This is a genomic window from Streptomyces sp. NPDC051567, assembly GCF_044454165.1.
In the GTDB taxonomy this organism is placed as follows: domain Bacteria; phylum Actinomycetota; class Actinomycetes; order Streptomycetales; family Streptomycetaceae; genus Streptomyces.
Genome location: NZ_JBITDK010000001.1, coordinates 286,889 through 310,832, shown reverse-complemented (window position 1 = coordinate 310,832; position 23,944 = coordinate 286,889). Strand labels below are relative to the sequence as shown.

Below are 23,944 nucleotides of genomic sequence, written 5' to 3'. Positions count from 1 at the left end.
CCGCCGCGCTGACATCCGCCGGAGCCGGGTACGCGAACGCCGGGCCCACGAGCGCCGGGTCCACAAGCGCTGCGTACGCCGAACCCGTGTACGCCAGAACCGCGCATCCGGCGCTCACCCGGGCGGAGCCGCCGCACCCGGGGCCCTCGTACCCGGGGGCCGTGCCGGTCCCGCTCTCCGGGCCCGCCGTCGTCGTCCCCGCGCGTCCCAGGCCCACGCCCGCGTCTGACTCCGCGCCCGTTCACCCGCCTGGTTCCGCGTCCGATTCCCCTCCTGTTACCGCCTACGGTCCCGCGTATGCGCCCTCTTCCGCCGCGCCGGAAGAGGGGTATGAGGAGCTGGCCGGGAGCGCCGCCGGGGTCGGGCGGGAACGTCCTGGGCGGCCCGTGACCGAGCCCGCCGATCCGGAGGCCGCGGTCGACGACCCGGAGGAGCCGCAGGCACCCGCCGCCGTCCGGCCACCGCCCGTGGGACCTGTGGGGCCCGGGCTGCCGGTAGGACCGGTGGGACCGGAAGCGCCCGCTCCTCCGGCCCGCCCGGCCCGCCCCCGCACCGGAACCGACCCGGGTTCCGACGTGGGTTCCGACCCCGGGGCCGGTCTCCCGGCCGTCCCCTCCGACGGCCCCGTACCCGTACCGCCCCGGACGGCGCCGAGCCCGCCGAAGACGGTCGGCGCGATCGGCGCCGGTGGACGCGAGCGCTCCGCCGACCTGGCCGCGCACATCCTGGCGCTCGGCACGGGATGCGCCCTGATGGGGCTGGGCCTGGGCTACCTCGGAGTGCGGCTGCGGCGAGGGCTCTGACTGGTTCCGCCAGGTCCCCGGAGGTGGTTGCCGCGCAGAAACTGGACCGGGAGATCGGCGGTGCCGACGGCCTCGCTCAGCCCCGCGGACACCGGCGGCCCCGTCCACCAGCACCCCGAGGGCCACGCCCACGCGCCGGTCGGCGGGCACTCCTCGCAGGAGCCGCCCGAGGCGGTCCCGGACCACGTCAGGTCCGCGATTCCGGCCGGCGCCGAGTCCGTCAGGATCGGCCTCGGCAGCGCCAAGGTCCACACCACGCACGGACAGCTCCCTCGTCAAGGCCGGCGGCGATGGTTTCACGTGAAACATGGTCAAGGAGATCAACGCCAAGGGCGTGCTCGCCGTCTCCCGCGCCTCGCGCTGCGGGACGCCGTGGTCACCCGCTCCGGCGGGGTCCCGGCCCGGCGCGCTCCGCGCTGGCCACGGCCCGGGTTCCGGCCGCACGGTCGCACCGGAGCCCCCGTACAGGGTGGATCACGCCCGTGCGGGGGCACACCGTGGGAGGACGAAGGTGTGCGAGACAATGACGGCATGGAGATGCCGAGGAGTGAACGGTCGCAGGACAGCCCCCCGCACGTCCTGATCGTGGGACAGGACGGGATGGCGGTCGGCGGCGCCGATGACGAGTCGCGCGAGGTCCCGGTGACGGAGATGGTCGAACAGCCCGCCAAGGTCATGCGGATCGGAAGCATGATCAAGCAACTCCTGGAAGAGGTACGCGCCGCGCCTCTCGACGAGGCCAGCAGGGTCCGGCTCAAGGACATTCACGCCGCGTCGGTGAAGGAGCTGGAGGACGGGCTCGCACCGGAGCTGGTCGAGGAACTGGAGCGGCTCTCCCTGCCGTTCACCGAGGAGGCGATCCCCTCCGAGGCGGAGCTGCGCATCGCGCAGGCCCAGTTGGTCGGCTGGCTGGAAGGGCTCTTCCACGGCATCCAGACGGCGCTGTTCGCCCAGCAGATGGCGGCACGTGCCCAGTTGGAGCAGATGCGTCGCGCGCTCCCGCCCGGCCTCTCCCACGACGAGGACGACGAGGACGGCGGCCACGGCGCGATCCGCTCCGGCCCGTACCTCTAGCCTCCGGCCTTCGGTGGCCTCTGGCCTTCGGCGGCGGGACAGGACACGAACAGGGGCGGGGCCCCGGTGCTTTCGGGCATCGGGGCCCCGCCCCTGTTCCGGCCCGTGGGCGGGGGCCCGGCGCGAGCCGGAAGGGCCCCGCCCCCGGGCCGGGGCCCCGCATACTCGGGGCATGACCTTCGACGCGATCGTCCTGGCCGGGGGCGCCGCGCGGCGTCTCGGCGGTGCGGACAAGCCCGGCCTGCGCGTCGGCGGCCGGGCCCTGCTCGACCGGGTGCTCGACGCCTGCGCGGACGCCCGGGAGACCGTCGTGGTCGGCGACCCCCGGGCCACGGCGCGGCCGGTGCGCTGGACCCGCGAGGACCCGCCCGGCGGCGGCCCCGTCGCCGCGCTGGAGGCCGGGCTGCGGCAGACCTCGGCCGGGCGGGTCCTCGTCCTCTCCGCGGACCTGCCGTTCCTGGACCGGGAGACCGTACGAACCCTCCTGGACGTGAACGGCACGGACGGCATGGACGGCACGCTGCTGCGCGACCCCGCCGGGCGGGACCAGCCGCTGGTGGCCGCCTATCGGGCCGGGGCCCTGCGCAGGGAACTCGCCCTGCTCACCGCCGCGCACGGGAGTCTCTCCGGACTGCCGTTGCGCACGCTCACCGCTGGGCTCGACCTGGCCAAGTTGACGGTTGCCGCGCCGCTGGCCTCCTTCGACTGCGACACCTGGGACGATCTCGCTGCCGCCCGGGCCCGGATCAGGGAGCATGGAACAGTGCTGGACCAATGGATCACGACCGTCAAGAACGAGCTGGGCATCGACGTCGCCGTCGACACCACGATCCTGCTCGACCTCGCCCGTGACGCCGCCCACGGCGTCGCCCGTCCCGCCGCGCCGCTGACCACCTTCCTGGTCGGCTACGCCGCCGCCCAGGCCGCCGCCACCGGCGCCGATCCGGCGCGGGCCGTCGCCGACGCCTCCCGCAAGGCCGCCGAGCTGGCGCTGCGCTGGGCGGCCGAGGCGGAGTCCGGGGCCCCGGCCGACGCGGCCGTCCCGTCCGGGGCCGACGCCGGCGCCCAGGCCGCCGGACCCGATGAGAGCGGCCCCCGGTGATCCCCACCGACGCCGATCACGCCTTGGACGAGGCGCTGACCGGCGCGGCCGGCCCCACCCCGGCCGGCCCCACTTCGGACAGCGCCCGCGCGGCCGTCACCCCCGTCGCCGGAACCGCGTCCGGCGGCCCGGCCCCGCGTCCGGCGGCCACCACCGAGCAGGCGGTGGAGGAGGCCCTGGCCCTGGTCAGCCGCCGTCCCGACAGCAGCGGCGGCCACCGCGCCACGGGCTGGTCCCCGGCCCGGGAGACCGCTACCCGCGCCGGGGCCAGGGCCCCCGCCCGCACCCACCGGGCCGTCCTCGCCGACACCCTCGGCGAAGTCCTGGCCGAGCCCCTGGACGCCCTCACCGACCTGCCGTCCTTCGACAGCTCGGCCATGGACGGCTGGGCCGTCGCCGGACCCGGCCCCTGGACCGTCCGCGCCGGGGACGGGGTCCTGGCCGGGCACGAACCGCCCGAGCCCCTCGCGGACGGCGAGGCCGTACGGATCGCCACCGGGGCGCGGGTCCCCGTCGGCACCACCGCCGTGATCCGCAGCGAGCACTCCCGTACGGCGGGCACCCAGCTCCACGCCGACCGGCCCGTCCCCACCGGCCAGGACATCCGCCCGCGCGGCCAGGAGTGCCGCTCCGGCGACCTGCTGCTGCCCAGCGGCTCCCTGGTCACCCCGGCCGTGCTCGGCCTCGCCGCCGCCGCCGGGTACGACGAGCTGACCACCCGGCCCCGGCCCCGCGTGGAGATCCTCGTCCTCGGCGACGAACTGCTCTCGGGGGGCCGCCCGCACGACGGCCTGATCCGGGACGCCCTCGGCCCCATGCTCGGCCCCTGGCTCACCCGGCTCGGCGCCGAGGTCACCGGCATCCGGCGGCTCGGCGACGACCCCGCCGGGGCCGACGCCCTGCTGGAGGCCGTCACCACCTCCACCGCCGACCTCGTCATCACCACCGGAGGCACCGCCGCCGGACCCGTAGACCACGTCCACCCCGTCCTGCGGGCGGCGGGCGCCGAACTGCTGGTCGACGGGGTCTCCGTCCGGCCCGGGCACCCGATGCTGCTGGCCCGCCTCGGCGCCGCGACGGGCTCCGGCGAAGGAGTCCGGCACCTGGTGGGGCTGCCCGGCAACCCCCTCGCCGCCGTCTCGGGGCTGCTGACCCTCGTCGACCCCCTGGTGCGCGCCCTCGCCGGCCGACGCCGTCGCCCCCGGTACACGGCGGCGGTGCAGGGCGACGTACCGGGCCACCCGTACGACACCCGGCTGGTCCCCGTCCTGCTGACCGACGAGCACGCGGTGCCGCTGCGCTACCACGGGCCCGCGATGCTGCGCGGGGTGGCCGCCGCCGACGCGCTGGCCGTCGTCCCGCCCCAGGGCGCCCCGTCCGGGAAGGAGCTGGAAATCCTCGATCTGCCCTGGGCTGCGGGAGGATGTTTCACGTGAAACTCCACGGCCAGGACGCCATGGCGCGAGGCGCCGACGAGAAACTCGTCTCCCGGCGCATCAAGCTGCCCAAGCGCATCGTCGAGAAACCGCTCCTCCAGGTCACCAAACGGCTGCTGATGGCGCTGTTCGTGCTCTGCCTGACCGTCCTGATCGTCTGGCTCGACCGCGCCGGATATCACGACAACGCCAACGACGAGGTCGATCTCCTCGACTGCGTCTACTACGCGACCGTGACCCTGTCGACCACCGGATACGGAGACATCGTCCCGCACAGCGACAGCGCGCGGCTGGTCAACGTCCTGCTGATCACACCGTTGCGGGTGCTGTTCCTGATCATCCTGGTCGGTACCACCCTGGAAGTCCTCACCGAGCGCACCAGGGAAGAGTGGCGGCTGAGCCGCTGGAGGAAGAACTTGCGTGAGCACACCGTCGTCGTCGGTTTCGGCACCAAGGGCCGGTCGGCCCTGCAGACGCTGCTGGCCACCGGGCTGCCCAAGGAGCAGGTCGTCATCGTGGACCCCAGCGCCAAGGTGATCGACATCGCCAACGCGGAGGGGTTCACGGGCGTGGTCGGCGATGCCACCCGCTCCGACGTACTGCTCCGCGCCGAGCTCCAGAAGGCCCGTCAGGTCGTCATCGCCACCCAGCGGGACGACACGGCGGTACTGGTCACGCTGACGGCGCGGCAGCTGAACCGCGGGGCGAAGATCGTCGCGGCGGTACGCGAGGAGGAGAACGCGCCGCTGCTGCGCCAGTCGGGCGCGGACGCGGTCATCACGAGCGCGAGCGCGGCCGGCCGGCTGCTGGGGCTCTCGGTGCTCAGCCCGAGCGCGGGCACCGTGATGGAGGACCTGATCCAGCAGGGCAGCGGCCTCGATCTCATCGAGCGGCCCGTGAACCGCTCCGAGGTCGGCAAGTCGGTGCGGGAGACCGACGACCTGGTGGTGAGCGTGCTCCGAGGGCACCGGCTGCTGCCGTACCACGACCCGAGCGCGAGCCCGCTGCAGCTGACGGACCGTGTCATCACCATCGTCCGCGCCGTGCCGCCGACCTCGCCCCCGGTGACGCTGGGCCCGGCCGAGTAAGCCGGACGGACAGAGGGCGGGCAGCGGCGGAGGCCGGGCGGGCCCCACCGGGCGGGGTCGCGGATGCTGGGTCCGGGGGTGCTGGGTCCGGGTGGCTCGTTCGCGTAGCCTCCGGGCCATGCATGCCATCACCATCGAGCAGCCCGGCGGCCCCGAGGCCCTGGTCTGGAGCGACGTACCCGACCCGGTGGCGGGCGAGGGAGAGGTCCTGGTCGAGGTCGCGGCGAGCGCCGTGAACCGCGCCGACCTCCTCCAGCGGCAGGGGTTCTACGACCCCCCGCCCGGCGCCTCCCCCTACCCGGGACTGGAGTGTTCCGGACGGATCACCGCGGTCGGTCCGGGGGTGGCCGGCTGGTCGGTGGGCGACGAGGTGTGCGCCCTGCTGGGCGGCGGCGGGTACGCCGAGCGGGTGGCCGTCCCGGCGGGACAGCTGCTGCCGGTCCCGGCGGGCGTGGACCTGGTGACGGCGGCGTCCCTGCCGGAGGTCGTCTGCACCGTGTGGTCGAACGTCTTCATGGTGGCCGGGCTGCGTCCCGGCGAAACCCTGCTGGTGCACGGCGGGTCGAGCGGCATCGGGACGATCGCGATCCAGCTGGCGAAGGCGGTGGGCGCGACGGTGGCGGTGACGGCGGGCGGCCCCGGGAAACTGGCGCGCTGCGCGGAACTCGGCGCGGACATCCTGATCGACTACCGCGAACAGGACTTCGTCACGGAGCTGCGGGCCGCGACGGGCGGAGCCGGGGCGGACGTGATCCTGGACATCGTGGGTGCCAAGTACCTCGCGCGGAACCTGGACGCCCTGGCCGTCAACGGGCGGCTCGCGGTGATCGGGCTCCAGGGCGGGATCAAGGCCGAACTGAACCTGGGCGCGCTCCTGGCCAAGCGGGCGGCGATCACCGCCACCTCGCTGCGGGCCCGGCCGCTGGAGGAGAAGGCCGCCATCGTGGCGGCGGTACGCGAGCACGTGTGGCCCCTGGTGGCGGCGGGGCGGGTGCGACCGGTGGTGCACGCCACGTACCCCATGGCCCAGGCAGCGGAGGCTCACCGGGTCATGGAGTCGAGCACGCACGTGGGCAAGCTGCTGCTGACCGCGTGAGCCGCCGCCACCGGCCGGGGAGGGGGTGAGCCCCCTCGGCCGTGGCGGCGGGCGGCGCCGCCACGGACCGGGCCCACCCCCGTGAGGCCCCGTTCCCTGGTTCCCGCCGGACCCCGGACCGGACCCCGGACCGGACCCGGCTGCGAAGTCCGGGGCGCCCCGGAGTCCCGGAGTCCCGGAGTCCCGGAGTCCCGTCACAGGCTGCGCAGCAGCACCGCCGGGGATTCGACGCAGTCGGCCACGTACCGCAGGAAGCCGCCCGCCGTGCCGCCGTCGCAGACGCGGTGGTCGAAGGTCAGCGAGAGCTGGACCACCTGACGGACGGCCAGCTCACCCTGGTGGACCCAGGGCCGGGGGACGATCCGTCCCACGCCGAGCATGGCCGCCTCGGGGTGGTTGATGATCGGCGTGGAGCCGTCCACCCCGAACACCCCGTAGTTGTTCAGGGTGAAGGTCCCGCCCGTGAGGTCGGACGGGGCGAGCCTGCCCGCCCTCGCCAGCTCGGTCAGACGGGCGAACTCGGCCGACAGCGATTCGGGGCTGCGGTGCTGGGCGTCCCGGACCACCGGGACCATCAGCCCGCGCTCGGTCTGCGCCGCGAACCCCAGGTGCACGGCCGGGAGCCGGACGATCTCGTTGGCCGCCAGGTCCACGGTGGAGTTGAGCTCCGGGTGACGGGCCAGCGCGGCCGTGCAGATCCGGGCCAGCAGCGCGAGCACCGAGATCTTCGGCCCGCCCACGGCGTTCATGGCGGCCCGCGCCGCCATCAGCTCGGTGGCGTCGGCGTCCACCCAGCAGGTGGCGTCCGGGATCTCGCGCCTGCTGCGCGACAGCTTGTCGGCGACGACCCCGCGCAGCCCCTTGAGCGGAATCCGGGTGGCCCCCTCCGGTGCGGCGACGGCCGTGACGGAAGCCGTGGCGGGGGAGGCGGCGGGTACGGCGGGCGGGGCGGGTGCCCGCAGCGCCGTCTCGACGTCCGCGCGCAGGATCAGGCCCTCGGGCCCGGACCCGCGCAGCCCGCGCAGGTCGATCCCGTGGTCCCGGGCCAGCTTCCGCACCAGCGGCGAGATCACCGCCACCGGCCCGGTACGGGCGGGCACCGCCGCCGCAGGAACGGGCGGGGCCGGGACGGCCGGGGCCAGGGCCTCGACCCGCGCCGTGACCGGCGCGGCGACCGGCCGGATGCGCCGCCTCCGCGTCGGCCGGGAGTGGTCCGTCCCGTAGCCGACCAGGACGTTCCCGGACCCGGAGGAGGCGGGCTCGGAGGAGGCGGGCCCGGGCTCGGGAACGGCCGCGTCCGGAGCCGTTGCGGCAACCCCGGCCGACTCCGCGGTGCCCGCGCCCACCGCCACGGTGATCAGCGGCGCCCCCACCGGAAGCTCCGTCCCCTCCTCCCCGAACCGCGCGGTGACCACACCGCCGTACGGGCACGGCACCTCGACCATGGCCTTCGCCGTCTCGACCTCGACCACCGGCTGGTCCACGACGACGACGTCACCCACCGCCACCAGCCAGCGGACGATCTCCGCCTCGGTCAGCCCCTCACCGAGGTCGGGCAGTTTGAACTCCATGACCTGCGGCATCAGTTCTCCCACTGCAGACGCGCCACGGTGTCCAGGATGCGGTCCACCCCGGGCAGATGGTGCTTCTCCAGCATCGGCGGCGGGTACGGGATGTCGAACCCGGTCACCCGCAGCACCGGCGCCTCCAGGTGGTGGAAGCACCGCTCCGTGACCCGGGCGACGATCTCCGCGCCCGGCCCGCCGAAACCGCCGGCCTCGTGGACGACCACCGCGCGCCCGGTGCGGCGTACCGAGGCCGTGACCGTCTCCTCGTCGAACGGGACGAGCGAGCGCAGGTCCACGACCTCCAGGTCCCAGCCCTCCTCGCACGCCGCCTCGGCCGCCTCCAGGCAGACCGGCAGCGAAGGGCCGTACGTGATCAGCGTCGCGCTCGTGCCGGTCCGCCGGACCAGCGCCTTCCCGATGCCCGGCACCGCCGCCGGGGACCGCGGCGACCAGTCGGCCTTCGACCAGTACAGCCGCTTCGGCTCCAGGAAGACCACCGGGTCGTCGCTCGCGATGGACGCGCGCAGCAGCCCGTACGCGTCCTCGACCGTCGCCGGGGTCACCACGTGCAGTCCGGGCGTCGCCATGTAGTACGCCTCGGAGGAGTCGCTGTGGTGCTCCACCCCGCCGATCCCGCCGCCGTACGGCACCCGGATGGTGATCGGCAGCGGCATCGCGCCCCGGGTCCGGTTGCGCATCTTCGCGACGTGCGAGATCAGCTGCTCGAAGGCCGGGTAGGCGAAGGCGTCGAACTGCATCTCCACCACCGGCCGCAGCCCGTACATGGCCATGCCCACCGCGGCGCCCAGGATGCCGGCCTCCGCGAGCGGGGTGTCCGTACAGCGGTCCTCGCCGAACTCCTTCGCGAGGCCGTCCGTGATCCGGAAGACCCCGCCCAGCGCCCCGACGTCCTCGCCCATGACGTGGACCGTGGGGTCCTCGGCCATGGAGTCGCGCAGGGCCCGGCCCAGCGCCTGGGCCATCGTGGCCGGCTTCGCCGCCGGCCGCGCCGCCACCGTGGTCATGCCCCGTCCTCCGCTTCCAGCTCCGCACGGAGCAGCTCCGCCTGCTGGCGCAGCTGCCCGGTCTGCTCCGCGTACACGTGCGCGAAGAGGTCCATCGGGTTCAGCACCGGCTCCGCGTTCATCGCCTCGCGCAGCGCCGCGGCCATCTCCTCGGCCGCCTCGCGCGCCTCCTGGACGCCCGCCTCGTCGAGCAGCCCGCGCGTGGTCAGCTCGCGCTCCAGCAGCTCCACCGGGTCGTGCGCCTTCCACGCCTCGACCTCGGCGTCGCCCCGGTAGCGGGTCGCGTCGTCCGCGTTGGTGTGGGCCTCGATCCGGTACGTGACCGCCTCGACCAGGGTCGGGCCGCCGCCGGTACGGGCCCGGTGGACGGCCTCGGCGAGCACCTCGTGCACCGCCGCGACGTCGTTGCCGTCGACCAGCCGGCCCGGTATCCCGTACCCGACGGCCTTGTGGGCCAGCGAGGGGGCGGCGGTCTGCTTGGCCAGCGGGACCGATATCGCGAAGCCGTTGTTCTGCACCAGGAAGACCACCGGGGCCCGCCAGACGGCGGCGAAGTTCAGCGCCTCGTGGAAGTCGCCCTCACTGGTGCCGCCGTCGCCGACCATGGCGAGGGCGACGACGTCGTCCCCGCGCAGCCGGGCCGCGTGCGCCAGGCCCACCGCGTGCGGCAGCTGGGTGGCGAGCGGGGTGGACAGCGGGGCTATCCGGTGTTCCCGGGGGTCGTAACCGGTGTGCCAGTCGCCGCGCAGCAGGGTGAGGGCCTGTACGGGGTCGAGTCCGCGCGCCACGGCCGCGAGGGTGTCGCGGTAGCTCGGGAAGAGCCAGTCCTGCTCCTGGAGGACCAGCGCGGCGGCGATCTCGCACGCCTCCTGCCCGACGGTGGAGGGGTACACGGCGAGACGGCCCTGCCGGGTCAGCGCGGTGGCCTGCGCGTTGTAGCGGCGGCCACGCACCAGCTCGGCGTAGCAGCGGCGCATCAGCGCGGGGTCGAGCCGGGCCGCCGCCGGTGTGCCCAGCACCCGGTACGGCTCGGCGTCCGGCAGCAGCGGGGCGGCCTCCGTACGGGGCCTCCAGGCGGGCGGGGCAAGACGGTGGGACGCACCGGCACCGGGCAGCTCTTGGACCGTCATGGCGGCGTACACCTCCTCGTGGGAAGCGGGCGGGGAGTGCCCCGGATGTGAGGCGCCTCACCTACCGATTGTTCGGTTGTCCGCGCAATTTGGCTACAGGCGGCTCCAGGCTGTGGACAAAGTGGCGCCGGGGCCGTGGGATGGGGGCAGGACGTCCAGGAGAGGAAGGCCGGGCTCCCCGCCCGCCCCCCCCCGGCCCCCCCCCCGCCCCCCCCCGGCCGCGCCGGGCGGCGCCGCCGGGGCCCCGGCGGCGCCGCACCGCACCCTGGACCCGATCGACCGGTCGATCATGCGGCTGCTCCAGGCGGACGGCCGGGCGTCGATACGGTCGGTCGCCGAACAGGTCCATGTCAGCCGGGCCAATGCCTACGCCCGGATCAACCGGCTGATCGACGACGGGGTGATCCGCGGCTTCACGGCGCGCGTCGACCACGAGCGCGCGGGCCAGGGCGCCTCCGCGTACATCACCCTGAAGATCGTCCAGAACTCCTGGCGCACGGTCCGCGAACAGCTGCGCGAGCTCCCGGGCGCCGCCCACATCGCCCTGGTCAGCGGGGACTTCGATGTCCTCCTGCTGGTCCACACCCCCGACAACCGGACCCTGCGCGAACTGGTCCTGACCCGCCTCCAGTCCATCCCGGAGGTCCTCTCCACCCGCACCCTGCTGGTGTTCGAGGAAACGGATCTGCTGGACCCGTCCCCGCCCCGGGAGCCGGTCCCCGGCCCGGAGGATTAGGCCGTCAGGGGCGCGCCGCCCAGGCCGTCAGGGGCCTCACGGGGCGGTGGCGCGGCGCTTCACCGGCCGGTGACGCCGGGGCCTCACGGGGCGGTGCGGAGCCCGTCGAGGGCCATCCGGACCACCATGTCGGCGAGCTGTTCGTGGCTGGTGCCCGGGTGCGGGCGGTACCACTCGACCAGCGAGTTCACCATGCCGAACAGCAGCCGGGTGGCGAGCCTGATGTCCACGTCCGCGCGGAGGTCGCCCTCGGCCGCGGCGGCCTTGAGGAGGTCGGCGACCCGGTGGTCGAACTCGCGGCGGCGCTCCAGGGCCCAGCGCTCGGTCCGGGTGTTGCCCCGGACCCGCAGCATCAGCGTCACGTAAGGCAGTTCGCGCACCAGCACCTCGACCGTGCGCCGGGTCACGTGCTCGACGCGCTCGACCGCCCGGCCCTGGACCGCCCCCGGCTCCTCCAGGACGGCGAAGAGCCCGTCGAGGGCGCGGCTGACGGCCCGGCGCAGCAGCTCCTCCTTGCCCGTGACGTGGTGGTAGATCGAGGACTTCGAGATGCCCGCGGCCTTGGAGAGGTGCTCCATGGAGGTGCCGTCGTAGCCGCGCTCGTTGAAGACCTGGACGGCGACGGAGAGCAGGCTCTCGGGCGTGTACGTGTCCCGTTTGGCGGTGCTCATCCGGCCTGCCCCTCGTCGCCCGCGGCGTAGCCGAGCCGGAAGAGCGCCAGCGAGGGCGCGTACCGGCCGCCGGGACACCGCTGGTCGAGGTGGTGCAGCAGGTCGTAGGCCCAGTCCTGGCCGAGCCGCTCGTGCCACGCCAAGGGGCCGGCCGGGTAGTTGACGCCCAGCCGCATCGCGGTGTCGATGTCCCGCGCGTCGGCCACCCCGCGGGCGACGGCGTCCGCCGCGAGGTCGATCAGCATCGCCACGGTCCGGGCGACGATCATGCCGGGCACGTCGCCGATGACGGAGACCTTCTTGCCGAGCTTCTGGAAGAGGCCGACGGCCTCGGCGAGGGTCCGTTCGCTCGTGTCCGCGCTGACGGAGAGCGCGATCCGGGTGGCGTCGCGGTAGTCGAAGGCGAGGTCGAAGTAGACGACGTCCGTGAACTCCACGGAGGTCTTGCCGTCCGCCAGCACCAGCTGCCCCTCACCGGGCAGCAGGACGTACGGGCCCCCGTGCTCGGTGGCGCCGACCTCGATCCCGGCCTCCCGCGCCAGCTCGGCCAAGGCGGCGGCGGGCCCGAGGTCACCGACGAAGGTGACCTTCTCCGGGGCCTTCTCGGGGGCGGCCGTGTGCGGCAGCGGCTCCACGGCATCCGGGCCGGACCGGCCGTACGGGAACCAGCCCTGCCCCGACTTGCGGCCGAGACGGCCGGACTGGACCAGGCGGCGCTGCGCGAGGGACGGCGTGAACTTCGGGCTCCGGAAGAAGGACTCCCAGACGGAGCGGGTGACGGCCTCGTTGACGTCCTGCCCGATCAGGTCGGTCAGGGCGAACGGGCCCATCGCGAAGCCGCCGCTCTCGCGGAGCACGGCGTCGATGGTGGCCGGGTCGGCGCCCTGCTCCTCGTACACCGCGAAGGCTTCGGCGTAGAAGGGGCGGGCGATCCGGTTGACGATGAACCCGGGGGTGTCCGCGCAGCGGACCGGCGTCTTCCCCCAGCTCAAGGCGGTGCGGTACGCGCTCTCGGCGGCGGCCGGGTCGGTGGCGGAGCCGCTGACCACCTCGACGAGAGGGAGCAGCGGGGCCGGGTTGAAGAAGTGCAGGCCGAGGAAGCGGCCGGGGTGCGCGAGACCGGCGGCGATCTCGGTGACGGAGAGGGAGGAGGTGTTGGTGGCCAGCAGCGCGTCCGGCGAAACCACCTCTTCGAGGGAGGCGAAGAGCGCACGCTTGACGGCGGCGTCCTCGACGACCGCCTCGACCACCAGACCCGCGCCGGCCAGGGCCGCGAGGTCGTGGGCCGCTTCGATCCGGCCGATCGCCCCGTCGGCCTCGGCGCGGCCGAGGCGGCCCTTGACGACCAGCCGCTCGACGCGCTCCCGCACCCGGTCACGGCCGTCACGGGCGAGATCCCCGTCGATGTCGTAGATCAGCACGGGGTGACCCGCGAGAAGGGCGACCTGGGCGATGCCCTGCCCCATGGTGCCGGCGCCGACGACCGCCACAGTGCTGGACCGCTCGATTGCTGTCATGCCCAGATCCTCCCGCACCGACTTGTCCACAGGCCCGCCGGGCCCTCTTGTCCCGACCGATCGTTCGGTTACTCTAACTCCAGTCTGCTCTTCTCCGCCCGGCTCACCGAGGAGTTGGTCCCGATGACCGCCGACCTGTCCACCGCCGCACTGTCCGCAGCCCAGCTGTCGGACCGGCACCGGCCCACCCTGGACCAGGCACTGGCGGCCATCCGCAGCCGCGCCTACTGGTCCCCGCACCCCGAACACCCCAAGGCGTACGGCGAGAACGCCCCGGCCGAGGGGCTCGCCGCCTTCGAAGCCGTCCGCGGCACCCGGCTGGAGCTGGGACAGCCCGGCACCGACGGCTGGACCGGCGGGGAGGTCTCCCCGTACGGCCCCGAACTGGGCGTCGAGTACCCGCACGTGGACCCGGACGTCCTGCTGCCCGCGATGCGGGCCGGCATGGGCGCCTGGCGGGACGCCGGGCCCGAGACGCGGGCCCTGGTCTGTATCGAGATCCTGGCCCGGATCGGCGCGCGGACGCACGAGTTCGCGCACGCGGTCATGCACACCAGCGGCCAGGCGTTCATGATGGCGTTCCAGGCGGGCGGCCCGCACGCGCAGGACCGCGGCCTGGAGGCCGTCGCGTACGCGTACGCGGAGCAGACCCGGGTCCCCGGGCAGGCCCACTGGTCCAAGCCCCAGGGCAAGAAGGAGCCGCTGGAGCTCGGCAAGACCTTCACCCCGGTCCCGCGCGGCATCGCCCTGGTGATCGGCTGCAACACCTTCCCCACCTGGAACGGCTACCCGGGGCTCTTCGCCTCGCTGGCCACGGGCAACGCGGTGCTGGTCAAGCCTCACCCGCGCGCCGTGCTGCCGCTCGCGCTGACCGTGCGGGTGGCCCGGGAGGTGCTCTCGGAGGCGGGCTTCGACCCGAACCTGGTGGCGCTGGCGACCGAGCGGCCCGGCGAGGGCATCGCCAAGTCCCTCGCGGTGCGCCCCGAGATCAGGCTGATCGACTACACCGGGTCCACCGCCTTCGGGGAGTGGCTGGAGACCCACGCCCGCCAGGCGCAGGTCTACACGGAGAAGGCGGGCGTCAACACCGTCGTCCTGGACTCCACGGACAACTACAAGGGGATGCTGTCCAACCTGGCCTTCTCCCTCTCCCTCTACAGCGGGCAGATGTGCACCACCCCGCAGAACCTGCTGATCCCGCGCGACGGCATCGCGACCGACGCCGGGCACAAGACGTACGACGAGGTCGTCGCGGACCTCGCCGCCTCGGTCGGTGGCCTGCTGGGCGACGACGCGCGGGCCAACGCGCTGCTGGGCGCGCTGGTCAACCCGGAGGTCAGGGCGCGGCTGGAGGCGGCGGCCGGGCTGGGCGAGGTGGCGCTCGCCTCCCGCGAGGTCCTCAACCCGGAGTTCCCGGACGCGGTGGTGCGCACGCCGGTCCTGGTCAAGCTCGACGCCGCCAAGCCGGACCCGGAGGCCCCCTACCTCTCCGAGTGCTTCGGCCCGGTGGCCTTCGCGGTGGCCGTCGACTCCACGGCGGACGCGCTGGAGCTGCTGCGGCGCACGGTGCGGGAGAAGGGCGCGATGACGGTGGGCGCGTACACCACGTCCGCCGACACCGAGCGGGCCGTCGAGGAGGTCTGCCTGGAGGAGTCCGCGCAGCTCTCCCTGAACCTCACGGGCGGGGTCTTCGTCAACCAGACCGCCGCGTTCTCGGACTTCCACGGCTCGGGCGGCAACCCGGCGGCGAACGCGGCCCTGTGCGACGCCGCGTTCGTCGCGAACCGCTTCCGGGTGGTGGAGGTCCGCCGCCAGGCGTAGCACCCGGGCGGCGTCCGGCCCCGGCCCTGCTCAGTCCGGCCCTGCTCAGTCCGTCCCGGCTCGGTCCGTCACGGCCGGGGCGGGCTGCGGGCCTCCCCAGTGGAAGAGGGTCATGGCCACGCTGGTGGCCAGGTTGTAGCTGGAGACCTGCGGGCGCATCGGCAGGGACACCAGGTGGTCGGCGCGGGCCCGCAGCTCGGGCGAGATGCCGTGGCGTTCGGAGCCGAAGGCGAGCAGGGCGTCGTCCGGAAGGGTGAGGGTACGGATGTCCTCGCCCTCGGGGTCGAGCGCGTAGAGCGGCCCGGGGGGCAGTTCTTCCAGCTCCAGCCGGTCCACGGTGGTGGCGTAGTGCAGCCCGGCCCCGGCCCGGACCACGTTGGGGTGCCAGGGGTCGAGATCGCCCCGGGTCACGACTCCGGTGGCCCCGAACCCGGCGGCGAGGCGGACGACGGCTCCGAGGTTGCCGAGGTTGCGGGGGTTGTCGAGCACGACGACGGGCGCGGGCCGCGGCATCCGCCCCAGCGCCTCGCGTCCGGCCGCGCGGTCGGGCCGCAGGGCGAGGGCCGCGACCCCGGTGGGATGGACCCGGGGGAGCAGCGTCCGCAGCGGTGCCCCGGCGACGAGCCGGACCACGTCCGCCTCGACGTCCGGAGCCAGCTCGGCCGCGAGCCCGCGCACGGCCGCCGGGTCGTCGGCGACGGCGAGGTGGACGTGCGCCCCGAAGCGCAGGGCGTGCTTGAGCGCGTGGAACCCGTCCAGCAGGACAAGATCCTCCCGCCCGGCGGCTTCCCGCCACCGCCGCACCGTCTCGTCCCCACACCCAGGCTCGCTCATACCCCCGACCCTACGACCCGCCCCACCGGGCCCCGCCCCACCGGGCCCGGCACGGCCTGGGCGAAGCCCCCGTACCGGCCCGCTCCTCGGGCGGGGCACGGTGCAGGGCCCGGGCGGAGCCCCTGTCCAGCCCCGACCGCTCCTCGGGCGGGGCGGGTGCAGGTGGGGCGCAGCCCGCCCGGCTCTGTGTCGGGCAGGGGGCGCAGCCCGGGCAGAGCGCGGCACGGCCCCGCCCCATCGCCGCCTTCCGCCCCCGCCGCCCCCGTCCAGCCCCGCCGGCGCTTGAGACCCGGGACCTGGGGCGGAGCCCCTGTCGTCCCCCGCCTCCATCCAGCCCCGCCGGCGTTTGAGGCGCGGGGTGCGGGGCGGAGCCCCGCGAGGCCGGGCGCAGCCGCCGCCCCGGCCTTCGCGGCCCCGCCCGGCAGGGCCCCGTACCCCCCGGACCGTCAGCGCGGACCCGGCACGGGCCGCGCCGGAGCCACCCCGGCCCCGGCATCCCCCACCGCCCCCACCGCCCCGGCGGCCCCGGCGGCACGCCCCGGCCGAAGCCCCGCCACCCGCGCCCCCAGCCAGACCAGGAACACCGTCGGCAGAAAGACCGCGTCGGCGGCGATCATCGCCAGCGAGAAGAACGGCAGCCCCAGCAGCACCGCGATCCCCACGTGCTCCAGCATCATCAAGCCCAGCAGCACGTTCTTGATCCGCCGGTTGAACAGCGTGAACGGGAATGCCACCTGCACCGCGACCGTCCCGTACGACAGCAGCATCACCAGCGTCCCGCTGCCCGCCACCAGCGCCGACAGCCCCGGCCACGGGGTGAAGTAGTCCAGCCCCAGGGGGTAGTACAGCGCCGTCCCGTCCTGCCACCGCGACCCCTGGATCTTGTACCAGCCGGCCGTCGCGTAGATCAGGCAGACCTCCGCCATGATCACGAGCATCCCCGCGTTGTGCAGCAGGTTGGCCAGTACGTCCAGGACCGCCCGCCCCTCGCCCCGCGGGTCGTACCGGTCGACGGTCCACCACAGCCCGAGGACCACCCACACCGCCGCGAGGGCCGCCAGCCAGCCGTAGCTGAACCGCCCGGTCACCGCCCCGTACGCGAACACCGCGCCCAGCACGCCCCACAGCACCGGCCCTGCGGCACCGCCCTCACTCGCCGACCCGCCCGCGCTCGCCCCCGTACCCGCTCCGCCACCGGCAAGGGCGCGCGCACGGGGACGGGCGGCCCGGCGCGCGTCCAGCGACCACACCTGCGCGCACCGCGTCAGCACCAGGTAGATCGCCATCAGGTGGATGACGTTGTCCCCGCCGTCCCCCATGAACACGCTGCGGTTCTGCAGCGACAGCACCCCGACCATGAACACCACGGACATCGCCCGCGTCCGCCAGCCCAGCAGCAGCGCCGCGCTCGCCAGCACGGAGACCGCGTAGACCGTCTCGAACCACAGCGCCGAGTCCGACCACATCAGCACCGTGAACGCCCGGTTCGAGGCGATCAGCCGCTCCGCCAGACTCCAGCTCCACGGCCCGTCCGGCCCGTACATCTCGTGGCGGTTCGGGATCTCCCGCAGCAGGAAGAAGAGCCAGGTCCCGGCGAAACCGATACGGATGACGGCGCTCTGGTACGGGCCCAGCGCCTGCCCGGTGATCTTCGCCAGCCCCCGCCCGGCCGCCGCACGCGCCCGCCGCACGCGCCCCGCACCGGCCGTCCCCGACGCACCGGGCACTTTCGTTACGCGGGACTCACCCACCGCTCCAGCCACTCCAACCACACCGGGCTCATTCGACCCACCCGTCGTACTGGCCGCTCCCGACGTACCCGCCGCACCCCCCACGCCCGTCACCCGGCTCACGCCCTCCACCACGGCAGCTCCCGGTAGTACGTCCGGGTGTCGGTCTTCTCCGTGCTCCACTCCGGCGCCGCCACCGCCGTCGTCGCCGAGCGCAGCTGAATCCGCAGGAGGTGCGCGCCGCGGTGGTCCTCGGCGAGCCGGGCCACCGCGATCCGCCGCAGGTACTCCTCGGACAGCTCGCCCCGCTCGCCGTCCGGCTTGCCGTCCTCGTCGTGGGAGCCGGTGAAGAAGTCCCAGGCCCGGCGCAGCTGGTTCTGTTCCGTGTGGCTCGGCAGCAGGCTGTGCCGGATGGCCGCGCCGTCCTCCTCGGACAGGTCGCGCCAGCCGGTGGTGACCGGCTCACCGCCGGTGTCGCGCACCTCCGCGCGCACCTGAACCGCGATGTTCTGCTGGAGCGGGTTGGGGGCGAAGAGCTTCCAGTTCTGTTCGAACTCGGGGTAGATCCAGCCGTCGACCGTCCGCGCGTACTGCTTGCTCACCGTGTTGGACGGGGCCACGTGGAGGAAGACGAACGCCAGGTGCGTGCAGGTGGCGACGGCGACGACACCGAGCGCCAGGGCGGTGACCACGCGGTACGGGGTGGACAGGCCCGCGATTCCGGGTGCCCGGGGTGGTGGAACGGCTCCTTCCGCGGGCTCGTGCTCGTTGGAATCCATCCCGCCCCGATCCTCCGGTATCCACAGGGTTGACCACAGAGGTTGACACCCTACGGGCCGTCGTCCCACCATTGAAGCGGATGAACCGAACGATCGGTCGGTCGGGCGGACGGCGGACTCTGACAGGGGGCCGGGATGACAGCAGTGACCCCGGGGACGGGGCAGGAGATGGCCCTCGGGACGGATACGGCCGCGAGCCGCGCCATGACGAACGGCGCGACGGGTACCGCGACGGATACGACGGCGAACGGCATGACGAGCACCGTCCCGGGCGCCACGGCGGGGCGCACGGTGACCGGCGCGGCGGAGCGCGGGTCCGGGCTCGGCGCGCAACTGCTCGCCGCCTTCGACGCGGCGGTGGCGGCCGACGAGCGCGTGGAGCCGCGCGACTGGATGCCGGAGGAGTACCGCGCCTCGCTCGTCCGCCAGATGGCCCAGCACGCCCACTCCGAGATCATCGGCATGCAGCCCGAGGCCAACTGGATCACCCGCGCGCCCTCGCTGCGCCGCAAGGCGATCCTGATGGCCAAGGTCCAGGACGAGGCGGGCCACGGCCTCTACCTCTACAGCGCCGCCGAGACCCTCGGCACCAGCCGCGACGAGCTGCTCGACAAGCTCCACGCGGGGAAGCAGAGGTACTCCTCGATCTTCAACTACCCCACCCTGACCTGGGCCGACGTGGGCGCGATCGGCTGGCTCGTGGACGGCGCGGCGATCACCAACCAGGTGCCGCTGTGCCGCTGCTCCTACGGCCCTTACGCCCGCGCCATGGTCCGCATCTGCAAGGAGGAGTCCTTCCACCAGCGCCAGGGGTACGAGCTCCTCCTCGCCCTCTCCCGGGGCACCGAGGCCCAGCACGCGATGGCGCAGGACGCGGTCGACCGCTGGTGGTGGCCCTCGCTGATGATGTTCGGCCCCCCGGACGACGCCTCGTCGCACTCGGCCCAGTCGATGGCCTGGCGGATCAAGCGCCACTCCAACGACGACCTGCGCCAGCGCTTCGTGGACATCGCCGTACCGCAGGCGAAGGCCCTGGGCCTGACCCTGCCCGACCCGGAGCTGAGGTGGAACGAGGAGCGCGGGCACCACGACTTCGGCGCGCTCGACTGGACGGAGTTCTGGGAGGTGCTCAAGGGCAACGGCCCGTGCAACGAACAGCGGATCAACCAGCGGCGCACGGCCCACGAGAAGGGCGCGTGGGTGCGCGAGGCGGCTGCGGCGTATGCCGCGAAACACTCCGGCGGCCCGTCCGGGGCGGACATACCGGCGGCCACGGGCACGGCCACGACCCCGGCACCGGCCGGCGCGGAGAACGAGGAGGCACGGGCATGACGCAGAACTGGCCCCTGTGGGAGGTGTTCGTCCGCTCGCGGCGCGGCCTCTCGCACACACACGCGGGAAGCCTCCACGCGCCCGACGCGGAGATGGCCCTGCGCAACGCCCGCGACCTCTACACCCGGCGCGGTGAGGGCATCTCGATCTGGGTGGTCCCCTCCACCGAGATCACCGCCTCCTCGCCCGACGAGCGGGACCCGTTCTTCGCCCCCTCCGCCGACAAGCCCTACCGGCACCCCACCTTCTACGAGATCCCCGAGGGAGTGCAGCACCTGTGACCAGCACCGGAACACCGCGTACGGCCGCGCTGGCCCTCGGGGACGACGCGCTGATCCTCTCCCACCGCCTCGGCGAATGGGCGGGCCACGCCCCCGTCCTGGAGGAGGAGGTCGCCCTCGCCAACATCGCCCTCGACCTGCTCGGCCAGGCCCGCATCCTGCTCTCGATGACCGGGGACGAGGACGAGCTGGCGTTCCTGCGCGAGGAACGGTCCTTCCGCAACCTCCAGCTCGTCGAACAGCCGAACGGCGACTTCGCCCACACCATCGTCCGCCAGCTCTTCTTCTCCCTCTACCAGCACGAGCTCTACGGCGACCTGGCCGCCGGGGAAGGCCCGTTCGGGCCGCTGGCGGCCAAGGCGGTCAAGGAGACCGCCTACCACCGCGACCACGCCGAACAGTGGACCCTGCGGCTCGGAGACGGCACGCAGGAGAGCCGGCGCCGCACCCAGGCCGCCCTGGACGGCCTCTGGAAGTACACCGGAGAACTGTTCCAGCCGGTGGAAGGGGTCGACGGGGTGGACTGGCCCGCGCTGGAGACGCGCTGGCTGGCCGCGCTGGAAGCCGTACTGGAGCGGGCCGGGCTCGCGCTGCCCGAGGGGCCGCGCACCGGGGCCTGGGCGGCGGGCGCCGGGCGCCAGGGCCTGCACACCGAGCCGTTCGGCCTGCTGCTCGCCGAGATGCAGCACCTGCACCGCAGCCACCCGGGGGCATCATGGTGACCGGCACCAGCGCCTCCCCAGCCCCCGGAGCCGACGCCTCCACCGGCCGTGCCACCGGCTCCCCCACGGGCCGCGGCGCCACGGACGCGGAGGCCACCACCGGGCCCCCGGCCGGGGGCAGCACGACCCGGCTGGAGGCGGAGCTCGCCGAACTCGCCGGCTCCGTCCCCGACCCCGAACTGCCCGTCCTCAGCCTCGCCGAGCTGGGCGTGATGCGCGGGGTGCGGATGCACGAGGACGGCCACGCCGAAGTCGTCCTCACCCCCACCTACACCGGCTGCCCGGCCATCGAGGCCATGTCCGCCGACATCGTCCGCGTCCTGACCGACCACGGCATACCGGAGGTCCGGGTGCGCACCGTGCTCGCGCCCGCCTGGTCGACCGACGACATCAGCGCCGAGGGCCGCCGCAAGCTCGCCGCGTTCGGCATCGCCCCGCCGCGCCCGCACGCGGCGGACGGACCCGTCGCGCTCACCCTGTCGGTCCGCTGCCCCCACTGCGGATCGACCGCGACCGAACTGCTCAGCCGGTTCTCCTCCACCGCGTGCAAGGCGCTGCGCCGCTGCACCGACTGCCGTGAACCGTTCGACCACTTCAAGGAGTTGTAGATGGCCGTGTCCCCGCCGTCCGTGCCGTCCGCGCCCGTGCGCTCCGCGCGGCACGGCGCGTTCCACCCCCTGACGGTGGCAGCGGTCGACCGGCTCACCGACGACTCGGTGGCCCTGACCCTGCGGGTCCCCGAGGAGCTGCGCGCCGAGTACCGGCACGCCCCCGGCCAGCACCTCACCCTGCGCAGGAAGGCCCCCGGGTCCACCGGAACCCGGCGCACCTACTCGATCTGTTCCCCCGCCCCGGCGCCGGACGGGCCGGGCCCGGAGCTGTTGCGGGTCGGGGTCCGGCTGGTGGAGGGCGGGGAGTTCTCCACCTTCGCGCACAAGGAGATCGCCGCCGGGGACGTCCTGGACGTGATGGTCCCGGCCGGACGGTTCGTCCTGGAACCCTCCGCCGCCCCGGCGGGCGGGCACTACACGGCGATCGTCGGCGGCAGCGGGATCACCCCGGTGCTCTCCATCGTCGCGAGCCTGCTGGCCGCCCGGCCCGATGCCCGGTTCTGCCTCGTCCGCAGCGACCGCACGGCGGCGTCGACGATGTTCCTGGAGGAGGTCGCCGACCTCAAGAACCGCTGGCCGGACCGGTTCCAGCTGGTGACGGTCCTGTCCCGGGAGGAGCAGGAGGCCGGGCTGCCCTCCGGGCGGCTGGACGAGGAGCGGCTGACGGAACTGCTGCCCGCGCTGCTGCCGGTCAGCCGGGTGACGGGATGGTTCCTGTGCGGGCCCTACGGCCTGGTGCAGGGCGCGCAGCGGGCGCTCGGCGCCCTGGGCGTGTCCCGGACCCGGGTGCACGAGGAGATCTTCCACGTCGAGGACGCCGCACCGCGCGTCCCCGCGGCGGCTCCTGCGGGCGCCGCGTCCCGGCGGGTCACCGCCCGGCTCGACGGCCGCTCCGGCACCTGGCCGGTACGGGACGGCGAATCCCTGCTGGACGCGGTGCTCCGGAGCCGCGCCGACGCCCCGTACGCCTGCAAGGGCGGCGTCTGCGGCACCTGCCGGGCGTTCCTGGTGACGGGCGAGGTCCGGATGGACCGGAACTTCGCCCTGGAGTCGGAGGAGACCGAGGCGGGGTTCGTGCTGGCCTGCCAGTCGCACGCGGTGACGGAGGACGTGGAGATCGACTTCGACCGCTGAACCCCGCCCGCCGGACGCGACTGTCGGACACGACTGCCGAACCCCGCCCGCAGACCCCGACCTCGTATCTCGGCCGCTGGACCCGGCCGCCGGACCACCCTGGTCCATCCCCGTTTCCGCCCCTGATCCGTCCCCTGTCCTGGTCTCCGTCTGTCCCCTTCCGGGAACCTGCTCTATCTTGACGCACCGTCAGAATCAGAACAGGTCGGGGCCCTGTCCGGGACCCGGGCAGGGCAGGGCGCGTGGGAGGGACAGGCAATGGACTTCACCTTCACCGAGGAACAGCAGGCCGCCGTCGAGGCCGCGAGGGCCGTGTTCGCGGACGTGGCACCCGACCGGGTGCCCAGTCCCGCGCTCACCCCCGGAGCCGTCGCCGACGACTTCGACCGCCCCCTGTGGACCGGGCTCGCCGCGTCGGGCCTGCTGAGCCTGGTCCTCGCCGAGGAACACGGGGGCGCCGGGCTCGACACCATCGCCCTCTGCCTGGTCCTGCGCGAGGCGGCGAGGGTGCTGGCCCGGGTCCCGTTGCTGGAGCACTGTGCCACCGCCATGGCCGTCCAGTCCCACGGCAGCCCCGCCCTGGCCGCCGCCTTGCTGCCCGGAGCCGGGCTCGGCACGCTCGTCCTCACCGCCGCCCCACACGGCCGCACCGGCCACGACCCGGCCGAACTCGCCGTCACCGCCCACCGCACCAGCACCAGCACCAGCACCAGCACGGACGGCGCCGTCGGCACGAACAGCACGGTCCGGGTGCTCGACGGCATCCAGACCGCCGTGCCCTGGGCACAGAACGCCGACTGGATCGCCGTACCGGCCCACACCGGTGACGGCAGGGCCCTCCTCGCCTTCGTCCCCCGCACCGCCGAGGGCCTCACCCTCACCGACCAGTGCTCCACCAGCGGCGAGCGGCTCGCCGAACTCACCCTGGACGGCGTACGCGTGCCCGCGGACCACCTCGTCGAGGACCCCGGCGCCTGGGAGCGGCTCCGCCAGCTCCTCACCACCGGCACCTGCGCGCTCGCGCTCGGCCTCGGTGAGAACGTCCTCGCCATGACCAGCCGGTACACCGGCGAGCGGGAACAGTTCGGCCACCCCGTGGCCACCTTCCAGGCCGTCGCCGTGCAGGCCGCCGACCGGTACATCGACCTGCGCGCCATGGAGGTCACCCTCTGGCAGGCGGCCTGGCGGCTCGACGCGGCGACCGGCGGCGCGGGCGGCCCGCTGCCGAGCGCCGGTGACGTAGCGGTCGCCAAGATCTGGGCCTCGGAGGGCGTACGCCGGGTCGTGCAGACCGCCCAGCACCTGCACGGCGGCTTCGGCGCCGACACCGGCTACCCGCTCCACCGCTACCACGCCTGGGCCAAGCAACTGGAGCTCCAGCTCGGCCCGGCCGCCGCGCACGAGGAGGCACTCGGCGACCTGCTGGCCGCCCACCCCCTCGGCTGACCCCCGGT

22 protein-coding genes are annotated in these 23,944 nt (G+C 74.4%); 14 read left to right on the top strand and 8 right to left on the bottom strand.

Annotation, left to right across the window (positions count from 1 at the left end; genetic code table 11):
- The first annotated feature begins 575 nt into the window (after positions 1 to 575).
- The 6 genes from ACIA5F_RS01385 (at position 576) to ACIA5F_RS01360 (ending at position 6,599) form a co-directional block, all read left to right on the top strand.
- Entirely contained in the window at positions 576 to 803 is a 228-nt protein-coding gene (locus ACIA5F_RS01385) for a hypothetical protein (protein ID WP_399347865.1), read from the top strand.
- A gap of 531 nt (positions 804 to 1,334) precedes the next feature.
- Entirely contained in the window at positions 1,335 to 1,877 is a 543-nt protein-coding gene (locus ACIA5F_RS01380) for a bacterial proteasome activator family protein (RefSeq protein ID WP_399347863.1), read from the top strand.
- A 172-nt stretch (positions 1,878 to 2,049) separates the two neighbouring features.
- Positions 2,050 to 2,979 carry an NTP transferase domain-containing protein gene (locus tag ACIA5F_RS01375; RefSeq protein ID WP_399347861.1) on the top strand — a complete coding sequence of 310 codons (930 nt, stop codon included), beginning with the start codon at positions 2,050 to 2,052 and terminating at the stop codon, positions 2,977 to 2,979.
- A complete protein-coding gene (locus tag ACIA5F_RS01370) occupies positions 2,976 to 4,415 on the top strand; it encodes a molybdopterin molybdotransferase MoeA (RefSeq protein ID WP_399347859.1) in 1,440 nt (479 codons plus the stop codon). Before ACIA5F_RS01375 ends, ACIA5F_RS01370 begins: the two co-directional genes overlap by 4 nt.
- Positions 4,403 to 5,503 carry a potassium channel family protein gene (locus ACIA5F_RS01365; protein ID WP_399347857.1) on the top strand — a complete coding sequence of 367 codons (1,101 nt, stop codon included), beginning with the start codon at positions 4,403 to 4,405 and terminating at the stop codon, positions 5,501 to 5,503. The genes ACIA5F_RS01370 and ACIA5F_RS01365 overlap by 13 nt, the downstream gene beginning before the upstream one ends.
- 118 nt (positions 5,504 to 5,621) lie before the next feature.
- Positions 5,622 to 6,599, top strand: a complete 978-nt coding sequence (locus ACIA5F_RS01360; protein WP_399347855.1) for an NAD(P)H-quinone oxidoreductase — start codon at positions 5,622 to 5,624, stop codon at positions 6,597 to 6,599.
- Positions 6,600 to 6,793: 194 nt separating this feature from the next.
- On the opposite strand, the gene ACIA5F_RS01355 is transcribed toward ACIA5F_RS01360, so the two are convergent.
- Genes ACIA5F_RS01355 through pdhA form a run of 3 tightly spaced genes read right to left on the bottom strand, consistent with a single transcriptional unit; the run spans position 6,794 to position 10,322 of the window.
- Positions 6,794 to 8,182: a dihydrolipoamide acetyltransferase family protein gene (locus ACIA5F_RS01355; RefSeq protein WP_399347853.1), complete on the bottom strand. Its 1,389-nt coding sequence runs from the start codon at positions 8,180 to 8,182 to the stop codon at positions 6,794 to 6,796.
- Positions 8,182 to 9,192 carry an alpha-ketoacid dehydrogenase subunit beta gene (locus ACIA5F_RS01350; protein ID WP_399347851.1) on the bottom strand — a complete coding sequence of 337 codons (1,011 nt, stop codon included), beginning with the start codon at positions 9,190 to 9,192 and terminating at the stop codon, positions 8,182 to 8,184. The genes ACIA5F_RS01355 and ACIA5F_RS01350 overlap by 1 nt, the downstream gene beginning before the upstream one ends.
- Entirely contained in the window at positions 9,189 to 10,322 is a 1,134-nt protein-coding gene (gene pdhA, locus ACIA5F_RS01345; protein WP_399347849.1) for a pyruvate dehydrogenase (acetyl-transferring) E1 component subunit alpha, read from the bottom strand. The genes ACIA5F_RS01350 and pdhA overlap by 4 nt, the downstream gene beginning before the upstream one ends.
- Before the next feature lie 121 nt (positions 10,323 to 10,443).
- Between pdhA and ACIA5F_RS01340 the strand changes: the two genes are divergently transcribed.
- Positions 10,444 to 11,058 (top strand): Lrp/AsnC family transcriptional regulator, encoded by a 615-nt coding sequence (locus ACIA5F_RS01340; protein WP_399348158.1) that lies wholly within the window; start codon positions 10,444 to 10,446, stop codon positions 11,056 to 11,058.
- Between the two features lie 83 nt (positions 11,059 to 11,141).
- Here the strand turns inward: ACIA5F_RS01340 and ACIA5F_RS01335 are convergent, their stop codons facing one another.
- Positions 11,142 to 11,729, bottom strand: coding sequence for a TetR/AcrR family transcriptional regulator (locus tag ACIA5F_RS01335; RefSeq protein WP_399347847.1), 588 nt, complete (start codon positions 11,727 to 11,729; stop codon positions 11,142 to 11,144).
- Entirely contained in the window at positions 11,726 to 13,246 is a 1,521-nt protein-coding gene (locus ACIA5F_RS01330) for a 3-hydroxyacyl-CoA dehydrogenase (protein WP_399347845.1), read from the bottom strand. The genes ACIA5F_RS01335 and ACIA5F_RS01330 overlap by 4 nt, the downstream gene beginning before the upstream one ends.
- A gap of 123 nt (positions 13,247 to 13,369) precedes the next feature.
- Between ACIA5F_RS01330 and paaN the strand changes: the two genes are divergently transcribed.
- On the top strand, positions 13,370 to 15,067 hold the full coding sequence (gene paaN, locus ACIA5F_RS01325; RefSeq protein WP_399347843.1) for a phenylacetic acid degradation protein PaaN: 1,698 nt from the start codon (positions 13,370 to 13,372) through the stop codon (positions 15,065 to 15,067).
- A 45-nt stretch (positions 15,068 to 15,112) separates the two neighbouring features.
- Here the strand turns inward: paaN and ACIA5F_RS01320 are convergent, their stop codons facing one another.
- The 3 genes from ACIA5F_RS01320 to ACIA5F_RS01310 all read right to left on the bottom strand — a co-directional run bounded on the left by ACIA5F_RS01320 (position 15,113) and on the right by ACIA5F_RS01310 (position 18,410).
- The gene (locus tag ACIA5F_RS01320) at positions 15,113 to 15,901 is read right to left on the bottom strand and encodes a TrmH family RNA methyltransferase (protein WP_399347841.1); all 789 of its coding nucleotides are present in this window, start codon (positions 15,899 to 15,901) and stop codon (positions 15,113 to 15,115) included.
- Between the two features lie 446 nt (positions 15,902 to 16,347).
- Positions 16,348 to 17,592 carry an HTTM domain-containing protein gene (locus tag ACIA5F_RS01315; RefSeq protein WP_399347839.1) on the bottom strand — a complete coding sequence of 415 codons (1,245 nt, stop codon included), beginning with the start codon at positions 17,590 to 17,592 and terminating at the stop codon, positions 16,348 to 16,350.
- 158 nt (positions 17,593 to 17,750) lie between these two features.
- Positions 17,751 to 18,410, bottom strand: a complete 660-nt coding sequence (locus tag ACIA5F_RS01310) for a DUF5819 family protein (protein ID WP_399347837.1) — start codon at positions 18,408 to 18,410, stop codon at positions 17,751 to 17,753.
- A 252-nt stretch (positions 18,411 to 18,662) separates the two neighbouring features.
- Between ACIA5F_RS01310 and paaA the strand changes: the two genes are divergently transcribed.
- From paaA to ACIA5F_RS01280, 6 genes are all read left to right on the top strand, one after another.
- Positions 18,663 to 19,742, top strand: a complete 1,080-nt coding sequence (gene paaA, locus ACIA5F_RS01305) for a 1,2-phenylacetyl-CoA epoxidase subunit PaaA (protein ID WP_399348156.1) — start codon at positions 18,663 to 18,665, stop codon at positions 19,740 to 19,742.
- Positions 19,739 to 20,023 (top strand): 1,2-phenylacetyl-CoA epoxidase subunit PaaB, encoded by a 285-nt coding sequence (gene paaB / locus ACIA5F_RS01300; RefSeq protein ID WP_243331024.1) that lies wholly within the window; start codon positions 19,739 to 19,741, stop codon positions 20,021 to 20,023. Before paaA ends, paaB begins: the two co-directional genes overlap by 4 nt.
- A complete protein-coding gene (gene paaC / locus ACIA5F_RS01295; RefSeq protein WP_399347835.1) occupies positions 20,020 to 20,745 on the top strand; it encodes a 1,2-phenylacetyl-CoA epoxidase subunit PaaC in 726 nt (241 codons plus the stop codon). Before paaB ends, paaC begins: the two co-directional genes overlap by 4 nt.
- A complete protein-coding gene (gene paaD / locus ACIA5F_RS01290) occupies positions 20,739 to 21,353 on the top strand; it encodes a 1,2-phenylacetyl-CoA epoxidase subunit PaaD (RefSeq protein ID WP_399347833.1) in 615 nt (204 codons plus the stop codon). Before paaC ends, paaD begins: the two co-directional genes overlap by 7 nt.
- A complete protein-coding gene (locus ACIA5F_RS01285; RefSeq protein WP_399347831.1) occupies positions 21,354 to 22,490 on the top strand; it encodes a 2Fe-2S iron-sulfur cluster-binding protein in 1,137 nt (378 codons plus the stop codon).
- Positions 22,491 to 22,748: 258 nt separating this feature from the next.
- The gene (locus ACIA5F_RS01280) at positions 22,749 to 23,936 is read left to right on the top strand and encodes an acyl-CoA dehydrogenase family protein (protein ID WP_399347829.1); all 1,188 of its coding nucleotides are present in this window, start codon (positions 22,749 to 22,751) and stop codon (positions 23,934 to 23,936) included.
- Positions 23,937 to 23,944: the final 8 nt, after the last annotated feature.

Bases quoted from the DNA above. Each gene is read 5' to 3' on its own strand.
- ACIA5F_RS01335 (WP_399347847.1), bottom strand. From the start codon at position 11,729: ATGAGCACCGCCAAACGGGACACGTACACGCCCGAGAGCCTGCTCTCC.
- paaB (WP_243331024.1), top strand. From the start codon at position 19,739: ATGACGCAGAACTGGCCCCTGTGGGAGGTGTTCGTCCGCTCGCGGCGC.
- ACIA5F_RS01360 (WP_399347855.1), top strand. From the start codon at position 5,622: ATGCATGCCATCACCATCGAGCAGCCCGGCGGCCCCGAGGCCCTGGTC.
- ACIA5F_RS01375 (WP_399347861.1), top strand. From the start codon at position 2,050: ATGACCTTCGACGCGATCGTCCTGGCCGGGGGCGCCGCGCGGCGTCTC.
- ACIA5F_RS01285 (WP_399347831.1), top strand. From the start codon at position 21,354: ATGGCCGTGTCCCCGCCGTCCGTGCCGTCCGCGCCCGTGCGCTCCGCG.
- ACIA5F_RS01350 (WP_399347851.1), bottom strand. From the start codon at position 9,192: ATGACCACGGTGGCGGCGCGGCCGGCGGCGAAGCCGGCCACGATGGCC.
- ACIA5F_RS01355 (WP_399347853.1), bottom strand. From the start codon at position 8,182: ATGCCGCAGGTCATGGAGTTCAAACTGCCCGACCTCGGTGAGGGGCTG.
- paaD (WP_399347833.1), top strand. From the start codon at position 20,739: ATGGTGACCGGCACCAGCGCCTCCCCAGCCCCCGGAGCCGACGCCTCC.
- paaN (WP_399347843.1), top strand. From the start codon at position 13,370: ATGACCGCCGACCTGTCCACCGCCGCACTGTCCGCAGCCCAGCTGTCG.
- ACIA5F_RS01320 (WP_399347841.1), bottom strand. From the start codon at position 15,901: ATGAGCGAGCCTGGGTGTGGGGACGAGACGGTGCGGCGGTGGCGGGAA.
- pdhA (WP_399347849.1), bottom strand. From the start codon at position 10,322: ATGACGGTCCAAGAGCTGCCCGGTGCCGGTGCGTCCCACCGTCTTGCC.
- paaA (WP_399348156.1), top strand. From the start codon at position 18,663: ATGACGAGCACCGTCCCGGGCGCCACGGCGGGGCGCACGGTGACCGGC.
- ACIA5F_RS01310 (WP_399347837.1), bottom strand. From the start codon at position 18,410: ATGGATTCCAACGAGCACGAGCCCGCGGAAGGAGCCGTTCCACCACCC.
- ACIA5F_RS01380 (WP_399347863.1), top strand. From the start codon at position 1,335: ATGGAGATGCCGAGGAGTGAACGGTCGCAGGACAGCCCCCCGCACGTC.
- ACIA5F_RS01280 (WP_399347829.1), top strand. From the start codon at position 22,749: ATGGACTTCACCTTCACCGAGGAACAGCAGGCCGCCGTCGAGGCCGCG.
- ACIA5F_RS01365 (WP_399347857.1), top strand. From the start codon at position 4,403: ATGTTTCACGTGAAACTCCACGGCCAGGACGCCATGGCGCGAGGCGCC.
- ACIA5F_RS01330 (WP_399347845.1), bottom strand. From the start codon at position 13,246: ATGACAGCAATCGAGCGGTCCAGCACTGTGGCGGTCGTCGGCGCCGGC.